Below are 17929 nucleotides of genomic sequence, written 5' to 3'. Positions count from 1 at the left end.
TACGCGCCGGTATGGTCCTGCTCAGGGGAAGCGCGGCAGCTTGAGTGCTCGGGCATAGATCGCGCGGTAATCCTCGATCATCGCCTTTTCGTCATAGAGATCACGCGCCCGATCGCGATTGGCCTGGCCGATTGCCGCGCGGGCGCCGTCGTCCCTCACCAGGGCAGCAAGGTTCTCCGCCAAATGCTTCCCGTCGCCCGCGGCGGCGATAAAATCGCGATTGGGTTTGGAAACCATGGTCCTGATGTCGCCGATATCGGGCGCGACCACTGCCAGCCCGCTTGCCATCGCCTCCACCACCGAGAGCGGGAATTGCTCGCTATGCGACGATAGCGCGTAGAGGTCGAACAATCCCAGCACTTGCGCCGGATCCTCGACATAACCGGGCATGTGGACGCGGTCCGAGACACCCAACCGGTCGGCCGCAGCGCGGATTTCCTCACGCTCCGCGCCCTCGCCCACGATCACGAGATGCCAAAACTCGGGCAGACCGACGATCGCTTCGACCAGCAACGGCAGATTCTTGACCTTACGGAGGCCCGCCAGCGTCCCGATGAAGAACTCGCCTTCGCGCTTGACCAGACCGGGCAGCGCATCGGGGCGCGAGCGCCGACCATAGCGCGCCGTTTCGATGCCGTTGATGATCCGCTGAACGCGCCATTCGGGCTGCTGCCATTCGGTCTTGGCGATCTCTTCGAGCCCGGTCGACGGAACCACCAGCGCCGAGGCGCGGCCCAGGCCGATCCGGCGATACCAGTTGCGCGTCCATTTGCGCTTGGCGATCTCGTCCTGGTTGAAGCCGTCTTCATGATGGACCAGCGGCGGCAGCGAATGGAGGTCGGCGAACAGCGTATGCGCCATCACCGCATCCATCGCGCCGAAATTATACGTCAGGATCAGGTCGTAATCGCTCATCGCCTTGGCGAGCTTTTGCAACCGCCCCGGCGTCGGCCGCCCCTTGAGCGGCGGGAAATCGGCCGGGTAGCGGACCGAAACCGACTTCTTCATCCCGTGGCCCGCACTCAGCGCGCCCGGCTCGGCGGACACGACGGTTTGATCGAGCTTGCGACCGAACGCCTCCATCAGCCGCACGGAGCGCATTTCCTTGCCCCCCACGTCGAAACTCGAATGAAGGTGCAGAACCTTGAGCGTCATCGGGCGGCAATCCGATCGAGCAGGCGGTCAAGCGCCGCGAGCGAGGCGTCATCCTCGAGATAGGGCGCATGGCCGACCTCGGGCACGATCACGACTTCGGCATCGTCTGCCTGATTGTTCATCCGCGCTAGGGTCTCGGGAGAAAGAATGTCCGACGTTTCGCCGCGCACAATCACCAGCGGCTTGGCCGCGAGCACCCCGAACGGCTCCCACAAATCGCCGCCGCCTTCGGCGCTTTCACCCCCGAATGGCTCGGCGATCTTGGCGTCGTAGTCGTAGCAGATGCGCTGGTTAGTGCCGACCGTCATCGCGCGCTTGGCCATCTTGATCCAGTCGTCCGTGTCATAGCCAGGGAAGATCGGGCCTTGGCCTTCCTCGATTGCGCGGGCGGCGTGCATCCAGGTGGGGAAGGAGCCGCCCTGCCCGACATAGGAGCGGATCCGGTCGAGCCCTTCATCCGAAATTTCCGGACCGATATCGTTGATCAGCGCACCAGCAATCAGATCGGGCTTCGTCGCTGCCATCAGCATGGTAAGGATGCCGCCGAGCGAAGTGCCGACGAAGATCGCGCGATCGATCCCTTCCTGCTCGAACAGCGCGAGCAGGTCGGCGACATATTGCGTCGGCACGTAGGTCGCGCTGTCGCTGGCATATTCGCTGTCGCCGCGTCCACGCAGCGAAGGGCAGATCACACGGGTGCGCCCGGCGAGATGTTCGGCCAGATCCTCGAAATCGCGGGAATTACGGGTCAGGCCGGGCAGGCAGATCACCGGCGGGAGAATGCTCGTCCCTGGCCCGGCCTCGGGTCCGGCATAATCCCGGAAATGCAATTTGAGCCCATCGGGGCTGGTCCAATAGCGTTCTTCGAAGCTGTCGTTTTCGTCGCTCATCGAGCTCCCGTCCGAATGCTGGCTTGCGCTTGTTGCGCTGCGTCCCCACCCTTGGCGATATGCGCCCATCAGAGCAACCCACAGCACATCAGCCCGCCCCTTACCGCCCCGATCCCCAGATCAATGCACTGGCCGATTGGCTGGCCTCGCCCGTCGCGGCGGCAGACTTCCCGCAAACGCGTCTTCGCTTCGCGAATCGGCGCGCGGCGGAGACGGTCGGGCTGCAAGGCTGGTCTGATGACGATTTCGTGCGCCATCTGGGCCGTTTCGAGCCGCTTGATGGCAATCTCGAACAGCCACTGGCCCTCGCCTATCACGGTCATCAGTTCCGGGTGTACAATCCCGATATCGGCGATGGCCGCGGGTTTCTTTTCGCGCAGTTGCGCGACCGGGATGACCGCCTGCTCGACCTCGGTACCAAGGGATCGGGTACCACGCCCTATAGCCGCAGCGGCGACGGGCGCCTGACGCTGAAGGGCGCGGTGCGGGAAATCCTCGCTACCGAAATGCTCGAAGCACTGGGCGTGAACACCTCGCGCACTTTCGCGGTGATCGAGACCGGCGAGCAGCTGGAACGCCATGACGAGCCCTCACCGACCCGATCCGCCGTGCTCACCCGGCTCAGCCACGGTCATATCCGCATCGGTACCTTTCAGCGCCTCGCCTTGCTCGAGGAGCGCGATCACATGGCGCAGCTGGTCGACTATTGCCTCGCGCAATATCCCGGCCCCTTGCCTCCAGATGATACCCCGGGGCGCGACGAGCCCGCCGTCATCCTGCTCCACCAGGTGGTCGAGCGTCTCGCCGATACGGCCGCAGGCTGGATGGTTGCAGGCTTCGTGCACGGCGTCCTCAATACCGACAACATGAACATTTCCGGCGAAAGCTTCGATTACGGTCCCTGGCGTTTCCTGCCGCGCTGGGATGCGAGCTTCGTCGCGGCCTATTTCGACCACGGCGGGCTCTATGCGTTCGGCCGCCAGCCCGAGGCGGTGCACTGGAACTGCATGCAGCTCGCAGTGGCCCTGCGGACGCTGAGCGATAGCGAGCCACTAATCGCCGCGCTCGATCGTTATGGCCAACTCTACGAAGCCTCTCTGCGCCGCCGCTGGATATGGCGGCTTGGCCTCGAACCGGGCGAAAAGGAGGACGACACAGCTTTAATCGCGGCGATGGAGCGGCGGATGGTCGAGGAAGGCAGCGCGCCCGATCGCGTCTTCGCACGCTATCGCCTGTTCGATGGCGAACCCGTCGACGATCTGGAGCGCCTTCTGGCCGCCCGTGCCCATAGGAGCGACGCCGCACCGCTGCCTTTCGCGCCCGACGAGGTGCCCTCGCTCGAAATCGAGCGGGTCGAAGAGATCTGGGCCGCGATCGATCGCGACGACGATTGGTCGGTGCTCGAAGGTGCAGTCGCGCAAATCCGCCGCCTCGGCGAGGCGCTCGGCCCAATTGCTTCGTCAGGGGACCGATCGCGCTGACCGGGCGTTGGTTTTGCGTTTAGTCCGCCGCTTTACTATGTCGCGGTCCAATCAGAAATAAGGCGGGGTCCTCTGTGAGTTCCGAAATCGTATCATTCGAACCGGCAACGGGCGAAGAAATGTGGCGTGCACCTGTCGGCGATGTCGACGAGGTGGTGGAAAAGGCGCGCGCCAGCTGGGCCGACTGGGCCTCGAAGCCGCTCGCCACGCGGATCGAGTTGATGCGCCGCTTCGCCAACGAAGTGCGCGCGATCGCCGACAAACTGGCGGAAACCATCGCGCGCGAAACCGGCAAGCCGCTGTGGGAAGCGCGGACCGAAGTCGACGCGGTGATCGCCAAGGTGGAGATTTCGATCACCGCCTATGCCGAACGCACGCCGCAGCGCTCGTTCGACAATGCGCTGCAGGGCAAGGCCGCGATCCGGCACAAGCCGCACGGTGTAATGGCCGTGCTCGGCCCCTACAATTTCCCCGCCCACCTGCCCAACGGCCACATGATCCCGGCGCTGATCGCGGGCAATTGCGTGATCTTCAAGCCGAGCGAGAAGACCCCTGCCGTCGGAGAAATGCTGGTCGGCGCGTTCCATGCGGCCGGCGTGCCCGATGGCGTTGTACAATTGCTGATCGGCGCGCGCGACGAAGGCGAAGCGCTGGTCGCGCATGACGGGATCGACGGCGTTCTGTTCACCGGCAGCGCCCATGCCGGGATTGCGATCAACCGTAAGCTTGCCTCCAATCCGGGCAAGATCGTCGCACTCGAAATGGGCGGTAACAACCCGATCGTGCTGTGGGACACCCCGTTGCTCGACGATGCCGCCGCGCTGATCGTACAAAGCGCATTCACCAGCGCGGGCCAGCGCTGCACCGCCGCGCGCCGCCTGATCGTGCGCGACACGCTGTACGATCCGATCATCGAGAAGCTGAAGAAGCTCACCGGGCGCATCATCGTCGACGAACCCTTTGCGGACCCTGCGCCGTTCATGGGCCCGGTGATCGACAACCAGACCGCCGACGGGTTGATGGAGAGCTTCGTCTACCTGATCACCAATGGCGGGAAGGCGATCCGGCACCTCAACAAACCGCGCGAAGGGCTTCCCTTTCTGACGCCTGCCATCGTCGACGTGACCGAGATGGAACAGCGCCCCGATGTCGAGCTGTTCGGTCCGATCCTGCAAGTGGTGAAAGTGTCCGAACTCGACGAGGCGATCGCCGAGGCCAATCGCACGCGCTTCGGCCTGTCGGCCTCGCTGATCGGCGGCAGTCCGGCCGATTACAAGTGTTTCTGGGCCAATATCCGCGCCGGAATCGTGAACTGGAATCGCCCGACCAACGGGGCGAGCTCGAAGCAGCCTTTTGGCGGGATCGGCCTGTCGGGCAATCACCGGCCGGCAGCCTTCTACGCGGCAGATTATTGCGCCTATCCGGTCGCCTCGACCGAGATGGACCAGCCGCGCGCCAATATCGGCGTGGGCCTCGAAGAGATCAATCCGGACCGCTGACCGCTACCGGCCCGCGCAGGCTCAGCTGCCCGCGCGCGCCATCAGCTGGACCAGCGTCAGCCCGTCTTCGCGCTTGTCGACGGCGATGTAATAGGCCGCGTCGCCCTTGCGCCCGCCGATCACGGTCCCACCCTCCTCGTCGCGCATCAGACTAGCCGAGAACCCGGCCTTGCGCGCCCGCGCATTATAGAAATTGACTACATCCTGTGCGGGCACGGCAGTGGTGAATTCGGTCACCCGCAAGGCACACCCCTGCTCGTCATTTCCAGCCGCCTCGAGCACGGCGCCGCGCGGATAGACGGTGAAGGGTTCGGGCATGCGATCGGCCCAAGTGGCCGAGTATTCCGCTCCGCTGGCGCAATTCACGCCGCTATTGCCACGCTGGATCGCCTGCGCGGCACCGACGAGCGTGTCGGTGAACCCGTCGCCCGGCGCGGGCGCGTCGGCAATGCGCCCGCCGCCCAGCAATTGCCGCGCTTCCTCGCGCGCCTTGTTCACCTGTTCGCGTGTTTCGGGATCCATCGGGATCGCCGCAGACGCCGGATCGCCACCCTTGAGAACGCCATCCTTGCCCGCCTGGTCGATCCGGTCGGGGTCGACCATGATATCCTCGCCCAGCGCGCCGGCGGTCGCAGGATCCTGCTCGCCTTGCGTATCGGCAGTATCCTCGTTGTCGCTGCAGGCGGCGAGCGCCAAGGCCAGCGTGGCCATCGGAGCATACAGGAACAGTCGGGTGCGCATCGGGTGATCCTCTCGATATAATTTGCCGCCGTATACCTCGCTCGAGCGATTGCGATAAGGGGGCACCCTCGCATGTGCCAAAACGAGAAACGGCGTCGCAGCCCACGCCGCGACGCCGTTTCTCGTTCTAGGGCCGAATATAGGCGCCGGACCGGTTCAGTCCGCCTTGGCGTGCGGAGCGTCCTCGCCCAGATCCTCGTACCAGGCTTCGACCGGGCCATTGAGCTTGATCGTCAGCGGTTTGCCCTTGCGGTCGACCGTTTTGCCGGCCTGTACGCGCACCCAGCCCTCCGAGATGCAATACTCCTCGACATTGGTGCGGCGCGCACCCTTGAAGGAAATCGCGACCCCGCGCTGCAGCTTGTCGACATCGAAAAATTCGCTGCCAGGCTCGACCGAAAGGTGATCGGGCGGCAGGTCCGGGCCGGACCCTGCGGTATCGGCGGCGTCGGTGGCGGGCTTTTCGGGCGTATCGTTCATGGCGCGCGCTGTTGGCTGCGCCCGCCCCCCTTGTCAATCGCCCCAATGAATGCGCGCGTGCAATCTCTGGCTTGTCATTCGCCGCGAGCAGCGGTATCGGGCCGCCTTCGCTCAAGCGAGCGGGCGCGTAGCTCAGTGGTAGAGCACACCCTTCACACGGGTGGGGTCGCAAGTTCAATCCTTGCCGCGCCCACCATCTTCTCGATGTTTCGACGTTCGACGTGGCCCATCGGCCGGGACAGTGCCGCTTGGATCGCGAACTGTTCCCGCGAACGCCTTACGATTCCACGGCATCCCCCGGAACGACAACAGCCGGGTCGCCCGGCGACCAAGGCGCGACGCGAAGCATTACGGTCTCGAACAATCGCGAGGCAAGATTGTCTGCCAGCCATTTCTGCAGATGCGGGATCGGCTGGGCCGCGAACCAATCCGAATCCACCGCTGCGAACTGGCGCACGAACGGCATGATCGCCGCGTCGGCGATTCCCCGCCTCGCACCGCACAGGTGCGGCTGGTCGGCCAATCGCGCGTCGAGAAGGCTTAAAAACTCCATCCCCCGCGCGCGGTGCGCCTCCGCATCGGAATCATGGCGATCGGGATATTTGTAGCGATCGAGATCGTGCTTGAACGCCCCGTCATTGCGCTCGATCAGCGCGACGTCGTCCCGCTCCAGCCACCCCTCGGGATCGTTGCGTTCGAGCGCCCAGCGCATGATCTGCGAGCTCTCGTCGATGACCGTTGCGTCGGCAAGGACGAGGACCGGCACCGTGCCCTTGGGCGAAGCTTCGAGCATCGCCTCGGGTTTTCGTGCCAGTTTGACCTCGCGCAGCACATAAGGTGTTTCGTTGATCGCAAGGGCGAGCCGCGCGCGGATCGCGTAGGGACAGCGGCGGAAGCTGTAGAGAATGCGCTCAGTCGCCATCATTGGCCCCCGTCTCTGCAAGCACCGCACCGACATGCGCGCGACCTTCGCTGGCGGCGCGCATTTCCTGGCGATGACGCTCGCGATAGGACGCGCGCTGTTCGTCGTCCCTTTCGCCATGGCAGGCCGGACAGCTCACTCCGGGTTCGTAAAGCGGCGACTGCTTGTCCGCCTCACTTACCGGACGACGGCAGGCGAAGCACAGTTCATGCGTGCCCTGCGAAAGCGCGTGGCCGACCGCGACGCGTTGGTCGAACACGAAGCACTCGCCTTCCCACCTGCTCTCCTCCTCGGGCATCGCCTCGAGGTAGGCTAGGATGCCGCCCTTGAGATGGAATACGTCCTCGAGCCCCTCCTTCTTCAGGAAGGCCGACGCCTTTTCGCAGCGGATGCCACCGGTGCAGAACATGGCGACCCTAGGCGGGTTTTCCGATCCGAGCAGGCGCTCGCGTTCGCGCGCGAACCACTCCGGAAAGTCGCGAAAACTGCCGGTCATCGGATTGATCGACCCTGCGAACGAACCAATCGAGACCTCGTAGTCGTTGCGCGTGTCGATGACGATCGTGTCGGGATCGTCGACCAGCGCGTTCCAGTCATGCGGATCGACATAGGTGCCCGCATCGACAGCCGGATCGATGCCGGGCTGCCCCATGGTGACGATTTCCTGCTTCAATCGCACCTTCATCCGGTGAAACGGCATGGTCGCCGCGCCCGAAAACTTCACATCGAGATCGGCACAGTCCAGCCAGCTGCGAATATGGTCCAGAACCCGGTCTATGCCGCCTCTGAACCCGGCGATCGTGCCGTTGATGCCTTCGCTCGCCAGCAGCAGCGTACCCTTGATGCCTTCGTCGTCGCACAACCGCTTCAGCGGTTCGCGCAGCTGCGCGATGCCGTCCAGGGAGGCGAAACGATACAGTGCGGCAACGCAGATCGGCTGCGCGTTTTCTTCGATCGGCATGGTCATGGGAATTTTCGTAGCATGTTTCACGGGGATGTCGGCCATCAGCGCTTTTTCCTGGCCGTGCTGGCGTGGAAATCGGGGTCCTTGTTCGCCACCCAGTCGACGAATTTGCGCATGTCGGGATTTTCCAGGATCGCCTCGGTGTCGAGCGCGAGGCGCTGCAACTCGGCATTGGTGAAATTGGCGATCAGGGTTTGCTGGCAGATAGGGTGCATCGGCACGACATCGCGCCCGCCCCGGCTCTTGGGAACGGGATGGTGGAGGACGATGGCCTTGCCCAGCGCGCGGCCGCAGAGCCAGCACGGCACGGGTGGTGAGGTCTCTTCGGCTTTGTCGCGAAGCCGTTCCTCATGGCCCCTACCCTTAGAATATTTGCGCGCCATGATACTGTGCCCGAATTGTCCGCTTGATCGGACCGCCGTTTAGCGGGCCGGCCGGGTCTTTGCGAGTGGCACGCTGTCCATGTCGCGGTGGCCCCTCGCTTGTCCACCGCCTACTCCAGGTATCAGCCCCTTGCAGCGAACCGGATTGCTTCGTTCTGCGAGCGGATACCCAGCTTGCGGTAGATCGCTTTCGAATGGGCGCCGACCGTGTGCGGGGAGATGCCGAGACGGTCGGATATGTCCTTGCGCGGCAGCCCCCGCGCGAGAAGCTCAAAAATTTCGCGCTCGCGCCCGGTGAGCTCCTCCAGAGGCAACGCAGCACTACCGTCCAGTACGCCCATTTCGTCGAGCCGCCTATGCGCGAGCAGGCACGCCGCACGCAACCGCTCGCGGCGTCCTTTGCAATGACGCTCGAAAGCATCGCGAGTCATATCCGACAACAGATTGAACCCGCCATAGCCGGCACGCAGGCGCAGCGCGACAGGGATAGCGAGGCCGGAAACCAGGCCCGATTGCGAACAGGTGGCGATGAACGCCCGCTCGGCCACGCTCAGGTAGGTGTAGGACTGCGCAAATTCCGGCCCGGTCAGTGTGACTTCGTGATTATTGCAGCAGAAGCGCAGGAACGGGTCGTCCTGGGGCCCGGGGTAGAAGGCCGGGTCGATGGTGGTGCGATGATAGAGCGTGCCGCCATTATGGTAGATATAGATGTAGTCGGAGAAGCCTTCTTCCCGCACCATCGCCTCGACGGCGGCCCACAATTCCCGCTCGGAATTGACCCGCTCGAGCCGGTCCAACATGTCGCCCCCCTTCATCAAGGAGAAGGAATATACCCTGTTGGGGGTATGCGCAATCGGGCGCCTTTGCCCAAGCGCGTGCGCATGCGATATCTCCTTCCCATGATTTCCCGATGATCGAACCGGACCAGTCGGACATTCGCCGGGCCGAACTCGATCTGGTCGCCGCGCTCTATCGCTCGCTCGGCGACGGGGCCGCGTTCGATTTGCTGATCCGTGCCTTGCAGGATCACATCGAGATATCCGACAGAACCGATCGATCGATCGCGGGCGACGAGGTGATCGATCGCCAGCTCGACGCGATCGGCGAGCTGATCGAAGTCGATCCCTCGCCGGTGACCGAAGATCCGATCCGGCGCGTGGTCGAAGATGTCGGCGCGGCGGCGATCGTCATCGACGACCGCGGGCGGCAAATCGTTGCCAACACGGCCGGTCGCGCGCTGTTTGGCCTGGCCAACGGACACCGTTTCCGCTCCGACCTCATCGATCCCACCTATCGCGCTTCGTTCGAAAACCTGCTCCGCAATCCGGAAACGCTGCCGCTCGATGAGGCGCTGGCGATGCGGCTCGACGACGCGATCGTCGACCCCCGGCACGGCCACTGCTTCGAGATCATCCGGTTGCGGCCATCGCGCACCAGGCGTTCGGTCTTCGCCTTGCGGATGCTCGACGTGCCGTGGTCGGACGATGTCGACCGGACCTTGCGCGAGAGCTTCGCCCTGACCGATGCCGAATGCGATGTCGCGCGCGGCCTGTTCGAGCGCGGCACATTGACCACCATTGCAGAAAAGCGAGGCACCTCCGCCGAAACGGTCAAGAAGCAGGTGCAGAGCATCCTCGCCAAGACCGGCGCCGGCAACCGGATCGACCTGGCGCGACTGACCGGATCGATCGCCGCGCGACGCGGCGCGCATCGCGGGTCGGCGCTATCGGCTTGGGAAGACCCGCTGGGCCGGCAGGAATTCTTCGTCCGCAGCGACGGCCTGCGGATGGCGCATACATGGATGGGGGCCGAACACGGACGGCGCGTCCTGATGCTGCACGGCCAGTCTATCGGCTTCCTCCTGCCCGACCGGGCCGAGGCGCTCCTGAAAGCGGCGGGGCTGAAACTGATCATTCCCTCACGCCCCGGCTTCGGCGAAAGCGATTTCGATCCCGCACGCGGCGCGCTAGAGGAGAACCTCGGCGTGCTGAGCCAGTTTTGCGATGCGACCGGCTTGCGCGATGTTGCGGTGGTGGGAACGAACAACGGTATTGCCATCGCGCTGGCGCTGGCCAGGCAGAAGCCCGATCTCGTGAAGCAGGTGATCGGGCTCAATTACCTCTGGCATCGCAGCTTCGCAGCACATTCCGCGCCGCCTACCCATCAGAAGATCATCTTCAGCCTGGCGCGCAATGCGCCGAAGCTGCTGCGCCTGTTCGTCGGTATCGCCTATCGCAATCTGATCCGCCACGGTCCCGACTGGTACCTTGCGCGCCTGCTCGATGCCGAGGAAGTCGACCGCGACAGCTTTCGCGACGGCCGGGACTTGCCGCTGATCCGCCAGGCGGCGCTCCACTTGCTGCGCCAGGGGCCCGAAGCCTTCGCCCGCGAGCTCCAGACGGTCTCGCACGACTGGCCGAAAGACCTGCACGATTTTCCCGGCGACGTGCATTTCCTGGTGCCCGAATCCGGCGTGATCCTCGATCGGCACTCGTTTGCCAAGGCGCTTGGCCCGACCAACCGCGTAACGATCGAGGCAGCACCGAAATCGGGCGAATTGCTGCTCTACCAGCAGGCGACACTGGTCGCGCGGACAATCGTCGATCGTGTGTGCGGGCCAGCATCCAGTCGCATGGAACGAGAAAAAATCCTTTATACCCCCCAAAGGTGATGCGCGTCCACGCCGTGCCGCCCTAGGCCAAGGTCATGCGATGCGCGGGGCGATCCAACTCCTTTTGCAAGGAGGGATCGGAGGGTCATCGATGGTGCAGGCGAGGCTGATTAGCCTCTCTGCCCGCTTGGCATGTGCCTGCCCCCGGCGTCCGTTCGACCAACACCGGAGGTACAATCATGTCCATCAAGCCGATTACCCTTTCGACCTGCGCCGCAATCCTGCTCGCAGCTGTCCCCAGCACCGTCCATGCACAGAGCTTCGGCGATCTCGTGCGCGATGTGAAACGCGCCGCCGATGCGCTGGAAGACGCGGTGGGCGACGATACGCGCCGGGGAACCGACGAGCGCGCCAGCCCGGGCGACCGCTCCTATCTCGGCGACGCATCCGTTCTCGACAGCGGCCCGATGCTGGCCGGCACCGAACATCTGATGCTGGTCAAGGTCGACCAGCCGATCGTCGAGAAGGGGACCTACAGGGTGATCCTCCGCCAGGCCGGAACGCGCGGCCAGCGGGGAATTCGCAGCACGACCTACCTGTCGGATACCGATCTCGACGAGGCCGACACGCATGTCGTGGTCCGCGTCGATGCCCCGGATACGCCGGGCCAATATCAATTGCAGGTGACGGCCGAAGACGTCGACAACGTGATCTCTTCGACGCCGGTCTCGGTCGAGCTGGATGCCCGTCCGATCATCGGCGACCTGCCCACGACCGCATCCCGCGGCGCGCGCGTGCCTGTCACGCTCAGGGGCCCGCGCTACTATTACAACCGCGTCAGTTTCGTTGAGAATCGTCGCACGGCGAAGACCGTCCAGTACGACGCGGTCATCTCCGACGAGGGCGAGTACCTGGTGATGCCGACCCGTGCGGGACGCTACGACCTCGTGGTCCATTATCGCGCAAGCGACGGCGAGGATTACCAGGCGAATGCCGGGCGCATCACGGTCAGGTGAGGTGCCATAGCCAGGCGACCACGCCCGGTCGTCTGGCATTCCATCAAGACTGCAAAGGGGAACTCCCATGAAGAAGCCACTCGCTTCCCTGCTCGTTTGCGCGCTTGCCGCATGCGGATCGGGCGACCGGAACACCGGCCTCCAGAGCCAGGCCGAAAAGGCCTCGCGCGGTGAGGACGTCGAGCTCGATATCGTCGATGAGAATGCCGACAATCTGAGTGCCGAACAGAAGGCCGAGCTCAAGGCGTGGGAAGAACGCCAGAACGAGGAAATTAACAGGCGGGTCGACGAGATGCGCGACCGCTGATCGGGGCGCGCGGAAAGCGCGCTCCCCTCACCCCCGACAATCGAATTCGTACCCGACGCGCGGCCCGTAAGCCGCGCAACAAAGGAGTTATTGCCATGATCGATCGTATTGCCCGACTGAAACTCGCCTCCAGCATGCTGGCCCTCACTCTCTCCGCGGCGTTCGTGACGCCCGCGCAGGCCGAAGACTGCCTGCTCGATCGCGACAATGACGGCGTGGCCGACGCCGGTACCGACAATGACGGCAATGCCGACAGCGAAGGCAATGACGCCCAGCTCGCCTGCGGCGCGAACGCCACCGCCACCGGAGATGACAGTACGGCAATCGGCAGCTTCGCTTTCGCCAATCAGAATGGCACGACGGCGGTCGGATACAGCGCCGCCGCCGTCGGCACCAATGCGACCGCGGTCGGCAAGCTGGCCTCGGCAACCGCGTTCAACAGCACCGCGATCGGTTACGACAGCCTGGCCAGCGAGACGACAGCCACGGCGATCGGATACAATTCGGAAGCGTCGGGTTTGTTCGGCGCAACCGCAATCGGCGCCAACGCCACGGCGAGCGGCGATGAAGCCACCGCACTCGGTGAAAATGCCAAGGCAACCGGCTTACAATCCTCGGCTTTCGGCGAAGGCGCACAGGCTTCGGCGCTGCAGGCTTCGGCCATGGGTGAAAGTGCCAACGCTGCCGGCGTCAGGGCGACCGCGATCGGACAAGCTGCTTCCGCGGTTGAAAGGGCTGCCACTGCATTGGGAGCATCGGCGCGAGCGGCTGCAATCAACACCATCGCCATCGGGGCGGACGGCGACGGGAATGGCGATGGCGCGCGCGCGGTGGGGGCCAATGGGACCGCTGTCGGGACGGACGCCTACGCAAATTCAGACGCTACTTCATTGGGTCATCTCGCCAGCGCCAATTTCAATGGCGTGGCCATCGGACGCTCAGCCTCTGCTTCGAACAGCAGCACGGCATTGGGTAAAAGCGCCAGCGCCTTTGGGCCAGGTGGTATCGCCATCGGTAGCGATGGTACCGATGCTCTTGAGATCGGTGCGGAAGCCAACGGCCCCAATTCGATCGCGATCGGCACGGATTCGCTTTCCTCCACACAGAATTCGCTCGCTTTAGGTTTGCGCGCGCAGGCGACGGGAGGCGCGAATGCGATCGCGATGGGGCGCGATGCGGTGGCCGACAATAGCGAAGCCTTGGCTCTTGGTGCCGATAGCACGGCTTCTGGGCTTCGCAGCACCGCCTTCGGCCATGGCGCCGTGGCGACCAATGTTCAGGCCACCGCTGCCGGATCTGGTTCGGAGGCCACTGGCGCGGGTGCGCTCGCCTTCGGTGCCTTTTCCGCCGCGCGCGGCCAGTTTTCGACCGCGCTCGGCTATCAGAGCTATGCTCCGGCGGCGCGGTCCACCGCCGTCGGCAATGGCGCCAAGGCGCAGCATGCCCGCGCCACCGCAATCGGCTTCGGCGCGGTCACCACCGCCAACGACCAAGTCACGATCGGCGGCACCGGCAGCGCGGTGCGGATCGGCGATATCGATGCAAGCACCGCCGCGCAGCAGGGCCCGGTCGATGTCGTGACGGTCGATGCCGACGGCGTGCTCGGCAGGCAGCAGGTTGCGACGGCAGCGTCGGTCGATGCGGTGCGCGCCGATGTCGGCTACATCGCCGCGGTCACCGACGCGCAGTTCGACGCGCTGAGCAGCGATGTTGCGGCGCTGGGCGGGCGGATCGACGACCTCACCTTCAGCCTAGAGGAGCTCGACGGTCGCGCGATCGGCGGGGTCGCCGCGGCGATGGCGATGGGCCAGGGCAAGATCGTACCGGACAGCGGCGTCTCGATGACGGTCGCTGCCTCTACATATGGCGGCGAACAGGGCTTTGCCGCGATGCTGACTGGCCGCATCGCCGAGAAGGTCTACGTCTCGGCCGGAATCGGAGGCAATACCGGCGACGACACCGTCGGCGGCACCGTCTCCGCCACCTTCGGGTTCTGACCCCCACCCCGCACACCCGGGGTCGGAACACGAAACGGGCCGGCAGGAGCGATCCTGCCGGCCCGTATTTTCATTTTACTGGCCGACCCTGAGGCCGGTATCAAAAATCCCTATCGCGTGCCGAACAGGCGGGCCCAGAAACCGGGCTGGCCCATCGGCTGGATGGCGCCGTATTTGCGGAACCGCGCCGAAGCATCGGAATGCGGACGCGGGGATACCCAGCCATCGGGTCGCGAGCTGCGAAAGCTTACGCTCGACATGTCTGTCTCCTTCATCTTCATTCCCGTCGTTGAAAGGGATAACCCGCCAGCCGATGATGCGGTTCCCGCCACGACCGATCGGCGCACCGGCCCCTTGACGCAGACGGCGATCGTGCCATGCGGTTGCGCCACCCTCACAGCTATCCGGCCGAGCCCATGACATCATCCCCCGAACCGCTCCCCAGCCCCCTCGTCCCGGCGCGGATCGCGGTCTTGCTGCCATGCTACAACGAGGCACAGGGAATCGCGAAAGTGGTCGCCGATTTCCGCGCCGCGCTGCCCGAAGCGACGATTTACGTCTACGACAACAATTCGACCGACGACACACGCCGGATCGCCGCCGAAGCGGGCGCGATCGTGCGGCGCGAGACCCAGCAGGGCAAAGGCCACGTGGTGCGCCGGATGTTCGCGGACATCGAGGCCGATATCTACCTGATGTGCGATGCCGACGACACTTACGAGGCGGCAGCCGCCGGAGGCATGGTCGAACTGCTGCGGCGCGACGGGCTCGACATGGTGGTGGGCACGCGCCAGCAAGGCGAGGTCAACATGTACCGGCCAGGCCACCACATGGGCAACAAGCTGCTGACCGGCCTGGTTCGCGGGATCTTCGGCGACCGTTTCACCGACATGCTGAGCGGCTATCGCGTGTTCTCACGCCGGTTCGTCAAATCCTTCCCCGTGATGTCGGGCGGGTTCGAGATCGAGACCGAGCTGACGATCCACGCGCTCGAGCTCGAAATGCCGGCCGACGAGGTGAAGACCAAATTCAGCGAGCGCGCCGCGGGCTCCGAAAGCAAGCTGCGCACCTTCCATGACGGGTTCCGCATTCTCGGCACGATCACGCTGTTGCTGAAGCAGGAGCGACCGTTCCTCACCTTCTCGGTGATCGGCCTCGTGCTCGCGCTGATCGGGCTGGGTCTCGGCATCCCGGTGGTGCTCGACTTCCTTCGTACCGGGTTGGTCGAGCGCCTGCCGACCGCAGTCCTTTCGAGCGCGCTGATGGTGCTCGCCTCGCTGTCTTTCTTCAGCGGGATGATCCTGCGCACGGTCACGCGCGGACGGCAGGAAGTGAAGCGCATGAGCTACCTGTCGGTCCCCGGCGTGCATGCGCTCGACGATCCTCCCCGTGGCTGAAGAAACGCGATCTGCGCGCCTGCTCGCCCATCCGTTCTGGCGCTTCGCCGTGGTGGGAGCGGCGGGCTTCTTCGTCGATATCGCCGCGCTCCGGCTCGGCCTGCTGGCGGGGCTGGGGCTCTATTTCGGGCGCATATTCTCCTATCTGTGCGCGGCGACATTCACCTGGTGGTTCAACCGTCGCCATACCTTTGCGATGCGAACCTCACCGAGCCTGCGCGAATGGGCGAAATTCCTTCTCGCCAACAGCGCGGGCGGGCTGATCAACTATGCGGTCTATTCGGCGCTGGTGACCTTCATCGCGTTCGTCGCGACCTATCCCGAGATTGCGGTGGCTGCCGGATCGGTTGCAGGGCTGGCGGTCAATTACCTCGCCAGCGCGCGCTTCGTTTTCCGCGAACGCGACGACGGAGACTCGGCTTCGCGCTAGTCCTCACGCAGCCAGTAGACCGCTTCGCGATCGCCGCTCGGAACCCTGCGATACCCGGCTTTTTCGGCATATTCGATGATCGGCCGCTCCAGTCCGATCCGGTCAACATGGTCGAAATTCTCGTAGCCGGTGACGATCACCTTGGGCCGCATGCGCGAAAGGTAATCCTGGACCGTGCCGAAGGACACGATCGGTAGCGCCTCTTCGAGCGGATCGGGCCGCATATGGCCGGTGCGATAGGCGAACGGACCGGACGAGAACTCCGGATCGAGCTGCAACCCGCTATCGATCACGATCTCGGGCGATAGCGACACCACCGTGGTGGTCTTGTCGGACACCAATTCGCCCAGCGCGTGCGCTTCGCGGGTGACGCTGAACGGCGTCGGCTGGTTCGATAGCAGGAACATGCCGAGATAGACAAAGGGGTGGATCAGCCCGATCAGGCCGAAGAAGTAGAACGAGCGCTTGGTATGTTCGCCCAGGAAGCGGCCGCGCTCTGCCCGCACCTGCCATTCGCGTGCGAAGGCGAGATAGAGCGGCGGTAGCAGCGGCAGCAGATATTGATGCCAGGTCGGCGTCGGCAGCACGAAGGCGAAGAAGCCCGCCCCTGCGATGCAATCGAGTGCGATCGTCACCGGATCCTGCGGGCGTTGCCGGCGCAGTGAGTTCCAGCGCCACCAGCCATAGATCAGGATCGTCGCCAGCGCCGGTCCGCGCACCAGCGCGACCCAAATGTCGAGTGCCTTGCCGCCCGCACTGAAGCGCCAGCTCATTCCGTTGAGGATGTACCAGTCGCGCGGGGCGTGGAGATGGTATCCGAACACGCCATAATCGAACGCATCGGGCGCCCAGTCGCGGAACAGCAGGATCGGGAGCAATGCCGTGGCCGCGCCGAACGCAAGCGTAAAGCTCTGCCCGATCATACGCGCCTTGCCCTCGCGCACGAACAGATAGGCGATCGCCGGGAACAGCACCATCGCGACCACCACCGGCGCATAGGAGAGCTTGATCCCCGTCGCGAGGCCGACCGAGAGACCGGCCACGAACAGTCCCACCGGGCCGGCAAATTCGCGGCGCGAGCGGAACAGGACGAAGAGCGCGAAACACAGCAGCAGCAGCGGCAGCGCATCGTTGCGGATCGCGGCGGTGGCAAAGGTGAACGGATGGCTGAAATAGAGGAACAGCGCGGCGATCGCGGCGCGCCAGCGCTCGATGCCTAGCCGTCGTGCCGCGCCATACAGCAGTGCCATCGAGGCAATGCCGAACAGGGCTGTCAGCAGCCGCGAGGCGATGAAGGAGTAGCCTGCGAATAGCTTGATGACCGGCGCGAAGACGTAGGGCTGGTAAGGCGTTTGCAGATAAAGGAAATCGACGAACGGGGTCAGCCCGCGCGACACCAGATAGGCCGCGGCGTGATACTGCGTCTCGTCATGGTTGACGATCGCGATCAGCGAGAGCGGGATCAGCGACAGCGCGCAAATGATAAGCAGCGGCATGGCGCGGCGCGGTGCCATGAAGGCATGCAGGCGATCGGCGAAGGATTGAGTCATGGTGTGGTGAAACAGCGCACAACATCAAGCGGCGGACAAAGGCAATAGCCGACACGCAAAAGGGGGGAGCGCGCCAGGCGGCTCCCCCCTCGTGTGTCCCGTCAGG

General features: G+C 64.5%; 18 protein-coding genes and 1 tRNA gene. 9 read left to right on the top strand and 10 right to left on the bottom strand.

The genetic code is table 11. The features are described from left to right. Positions 1–21: 21 nt before the first annotated feature. Positions 22–1155 (bottom strand): glycosyltransferase, encoded by a 1134-nt coding sequence (locus tag GRI68_RS01680; RefSeq protein WP_160615404.1) that lies wholly within the window; start codon positions 1153–1155, stop codon positions 22–24. After that, entirely contained in the window at positions 1152–2045 is an 894-nt protein-coding gene (locus GRI68_RS01675) for an alpha/beta fold hydrolase (protein ID WP_160615403.1), read from the bottom strand. The genes GRI68_RS01680 and GRI68_RS01675 overlap by 4 nt, the downstream gene beginning before the upstream one ends. A gap of 59 nt (positions 2046–2104) precedes the next feature. Between GRI68_RS01675 and GRI68_RS01670 the strand changes: the two genes are divergently transcribed. Together GRI68_RS01670 and astD are read left to right on the top strand one after the other, a co-directional pair. Further along, entirely contained in the window at positions 2105–3526 is a 1422-nt protein-coding gene (locus tag GRI68_RS01670) for a protein adenylyltransferase SelO family protein (RefSeq protein ID WP_160615402.1), read from the top strand. Positions 3527–3600: 74 nt separating this feature from the next. After that, positions 3601–5025, top strand: coding sequence for a succinylglutamate-semialdehyde dehydrogenase (astD, locus tag GRI68_RS01665; protein WP_160615401.1), 1425 nt, complete (start codon positions 3601–3603; stop codon positions 5023–5025). A 21-nt stretch (positions 5026–5046) separates the two neighbouring features. Here the strand turns inward: astD and GRI68_RS01660 are convergent, their stop codons facing one another. Then, positions 5047–5766 (bottom strand): hypothetical protein, encoded by a 720-nt coding sequence (locus tag GRI68_RS01660; RefSeq protein WP_160615400.1) that lies wholly within the window; start codon positions 5764–5766, stop codon positions 5047–5049. A gap of 156 nt (positions 5767–5922) precedes the next feature. Then, entirely contained in the window at positions 5923–6246 is a 324-nt protein-coding gene (locus GRI68_RS01655) for a DUF3297 family protein (protein ID WP_160615399.1), read from the bottom strand. Between the two features lie 121 nt (positions 6247–6367). On the opposite strand from GRI68_RS01655, the gene GRI68_RS01650 reads away from it, so the two are divergent. Next, positions 6368–6442: transfer RNA gene (locus GRI68_RS01650), tRNA-Val, on the top strand. Between the two features lie 81 nt (positions 6443–6523). Here GRI68_RS01650 and GRI68_RS01645 read toward each other — a convergent pair. The 4 genes from GRI68_RS01645 to GRI68_RS01630 all read right to left on the bottom strand — a co-directional run bounded on the left by GRI68_RS01645 (position 6524) and on the right by GRI68_RS01630 (position 9330). Further along, positions 6524–7168, bottom strand: a complete 645-nt coding sequence (locus GRI68_RS01645) for a glutathione S-transferase (protein WP_160617790.1) — start codon at positions 7166–7168, stop codon at positions 6524–6526. Beyond that, positions 7158–8135 carry an oxygen-dependent tRNA uridine(34) hydroxylase TrhO gene (gene trhO, locus GRI68_RS01640; protein WP_160617791.1) on the bottom strand — a complete coding sequence of 326 codons (978 nt, stop codon included), beginning with the start codon at positions 8133–8135 and terminating at the stop codon, positions 7158–7160. The genes GRI68_RS01645 and trhO overlap by 11 nt, the downstream gene beginning before the upstream one ends. A 38-nt stretch (positions 8136–8173) precedes the next feature. Beyond that, positions 8174–8515, bottom strand: coding sequence for a hypothetical protein (locus GRI68_RS01635; protein WP_160615398.1), 342 nt, complete (start codon positions 8513–8515; stop codon positions 8174–8176). 122 nt (positions 8516–8637) lie between these two features. Next, entirely contained in the window at positions 8638–9330 is a 693-nt protein-coding gene (locus tag GRI68_RS01630) for a helix-turn-helix transcriptional regulator (protein WP_160615397.1), read from the bottom strand. A 95-nt stretch (positions 9331–9425) separates the two neighbouring features. Here GRI68_RS01630 and GRI68_RS01625 point away from each other — a divergent pair, with 95 nt between their 5' ends. The 4 genes from GRI68_RS01625 (at position 9426) to GRI68_RS01610 (ending at position 14446) form a co-directional block, all read left to right on the top strand. Further along, positions 9426–11186, top strand: coding sequence for an alpha/beta fold hydrolase (locus tag GRI68_RS01625; protein ID WP_160615396.1), 1761 nt, complete (start codon positions 9426–9428; stop codon positions 11184–11186). Positions 11187–11365: 179 nt separating this feature from the next. Further along, positions 11366–12142: a hypothetical protein gene (locus GRI68_RS01620; protein ID WP_160615395.1), complete on the top strand. Its 777-nt coding sequence runs from the start codon at positions 11366–11368 to the stop codon at positions 12140–12142. A 67-nt stretch (positions 12143–12209) separates the two neighbouring features. Continuing rightward, positions 12210–12449 (top strand): hypothetical protein, encoded by a 240-nt coding sequence (locus tag GRI68_RS01615; RefSeq protein WP_160615394.1) that lies wholly within the window; start codon positions 12210–12212, stop codon positions 12447–12449. Positions 12450–12544: 95 nt separating this feature from the next. Beyond that, a complete protein-coding gene (locus GRI68_RS01610; protein WP_160615393.1) occupies positions 12545–14446 on the top strand; it encodes a hypothetical protein in 1902 nt (633 codons plus the stop codon). 110 nt (positions 14447–14556) lie between these two features. Here the strand turns inward: GRI68_RS01610 and GRI68_RS13585 are convergent, their stop codons facing one another. Further along, on the bottom strand, positions 14557–14706 hold the full coding sequence (locus tag GRI68_RS13585) for a hypothetical protein (protein WP_199799691.1): 150 nt from the start codon (positions 14704–14706) through the stop codon (positions 14557–14559). Positions 14707–14862: 156 nt separating this feature from the next. Between GRI68_RS13585 and GRI68_RS01605 the strand changes: the two genes are divergently transcribed. Continuing rightward, positions 14863–15843, top strand: a complete 981-nt coding sequence (locus GRI68_RS01605) for a glycosyltransferase family 2 protein (protein WP_160615392.1) — start codon at positions 14863–14865, stop codon at positions 15841–15843. Continuing rightward, a complete protein-coding gene (locus GRI68_RS01600) occupies positions 15836–16273 on the top strand; it encodes a GtrA family protein (RefSeq protein WP_199799690.1) in 438 nt (145 codons plus the stop codon). Before GRI68_RS01605 ends, GRI68_RS01600 begins: the two co-directional genes overlap by 8 nt. Here the strand turns inward: GRI68_RS01600 and GRI68_RS01595 are convergent. After that, positions 16270–17823 (bottom strand): ArnT family glycosyltransferase, encoded by a 1554-nt coding sequence (locus tag GRI68_RS01595; RefSeq protein WP_160615390.1) that lies wholly within the window; start codon positions 17821–17823, stop codon positions 16270–16272. The genes GRI68_RS01600 and GRI68_RS01595 overlap by 4 nt on opposite strands. Positions 17824–17929: the final 106 nt, after the last annotated feature.

Source organism: Alteriqipengyuania halimionae (assembly GCF_009827575.1).
In the GTDB taxonomy this organism is placed as follows: Bacteria; Pseudomonadota; Alphaproteobacteria; order Sphingomonadales; family Sphingomonadaceae; genus Alteriqipengyuania_A; species Alteriqipengyuania_A halimionae.
This window is presented reverse-complemented; position numbering and strand designations above follow the sequence as displayed.

Excerpts from the sequence above, each read along its gene's own strand:
- GRI68_RS01680 (WP_160615404.1), bottom strand. The coding sequence starts at position 1,155 with ATGACGCTCAAGGTTCTGCACCTTCATTCGAGTTTCGACGTGGGGGGC.
- GRI68_RS01675 (WP_160615403.1), bottom strand. The coding sequence starts at position 2,045 with ATGAGCGACGAAAACGACAGCTTCGAAGAACGCTATTGGACCAGCCCC.
- GRI68_RS01670 (WP_160615402.1), top strand. The coding sequence starts at position 2,105 with ATGCGCCCATCAGAGCAACCCACAGCACATCAGCCCGCCCCTTACCGC.
- GRI68_RS01660 (WP_160615400.1), bottom strand. The coding sequence starts at position 5,766 with ATGCGCACCCGACTGTTCCTGTATGCTCCGATGGCCACGCTGGCCTTG.
- GRI68_RS01655 (WP_160615399.1), bottom strand. The coding sequence starts at position 6,246 with ATGAACGATACGCCCGAAAAGCCCGCCACCGACGCCGCCGATACCGCA.
- GRI68_RS01645 (WP_160617790.1), bottom strand. The coding sequence starts at position 7,168 with ATGGCGACTGAGCGCATTCTCTACAGCTTCCGCCGCTGTCCCTACGCG.
- trhO (WP_160617791.1), bottom strand. The coding sequence starts at position 8,135 with ATGACCATGCCGATCGAAGAAAACGCGCAGCCGATCTGCGTTGCCGCA.
- GRI68_RS01635 (WP_160615398.1), bottom strand. The coding sequence starts at position 8,515 with ATGGCGCGCAAATATTCTAAGGGTAGGGGCCATGAGGAACGGCTTCGC.
- GRI68_RS01630 (WP_160615397.1), bottom strand. The coding sequence starts at position 9,330 with ATGAAGGGGGGCGACATGTTGGACCGGCTCGAGCGGGTCAATTCCGAG.
- GRI68_RS01625 (WP_160615396.1), top strand. The coding sequence starts at position 9,426 with ATGATCGAACCGGACCAGTCGGACATTCGCCGGGCCGAACTCGATCTG.
- GRI68_RS01620 (WP_160615395.1), top strand. The coding sequence starts at position 11,366 with ATGTCCATCAAGCCGATTACCCTTTCGACCTGCGCCGCAATCCTGCTC.
- GRI68_RS01615 (WP_160615394.1), top strand. The coding sequence starts at position 12,210 with ATGAAGAAGCCACTCGCTTCCCTGCTCGTTTGCGCGCTTGCCGCATGC.
- GRI68_RS01610 (WP_160615393.1), top strand. The coding sequence starts at position 12,545 with ATGATCGATCGTATTGCCCGACTGAAACTCGCCTCCAGCATGCTGGCC.
- GRI68_RS13585 (WP_199799691.1), bottom strand. The coding sequence starts at position 14,706 with ATGTCGAGCGTAAGCTTTCGCAGCTCGCGACCCGATGGCTGGGTATCC.
- GRI68_RS01605 (WP_160615392.1), top strand. The coding sequence starts at position 14,863 with ATGACATCATCCCCCGAACCGCTCCCCAGCCCCCTCGTCCCGGCGCGG.
- GRI68_RS01595 (WP_160615390.1), bottom strand. The coding sequence starts at position 17,823 with ATGACTCAATCCTTCGCCGATCGCCTGCATGCCTTCATGGCACCGCGC.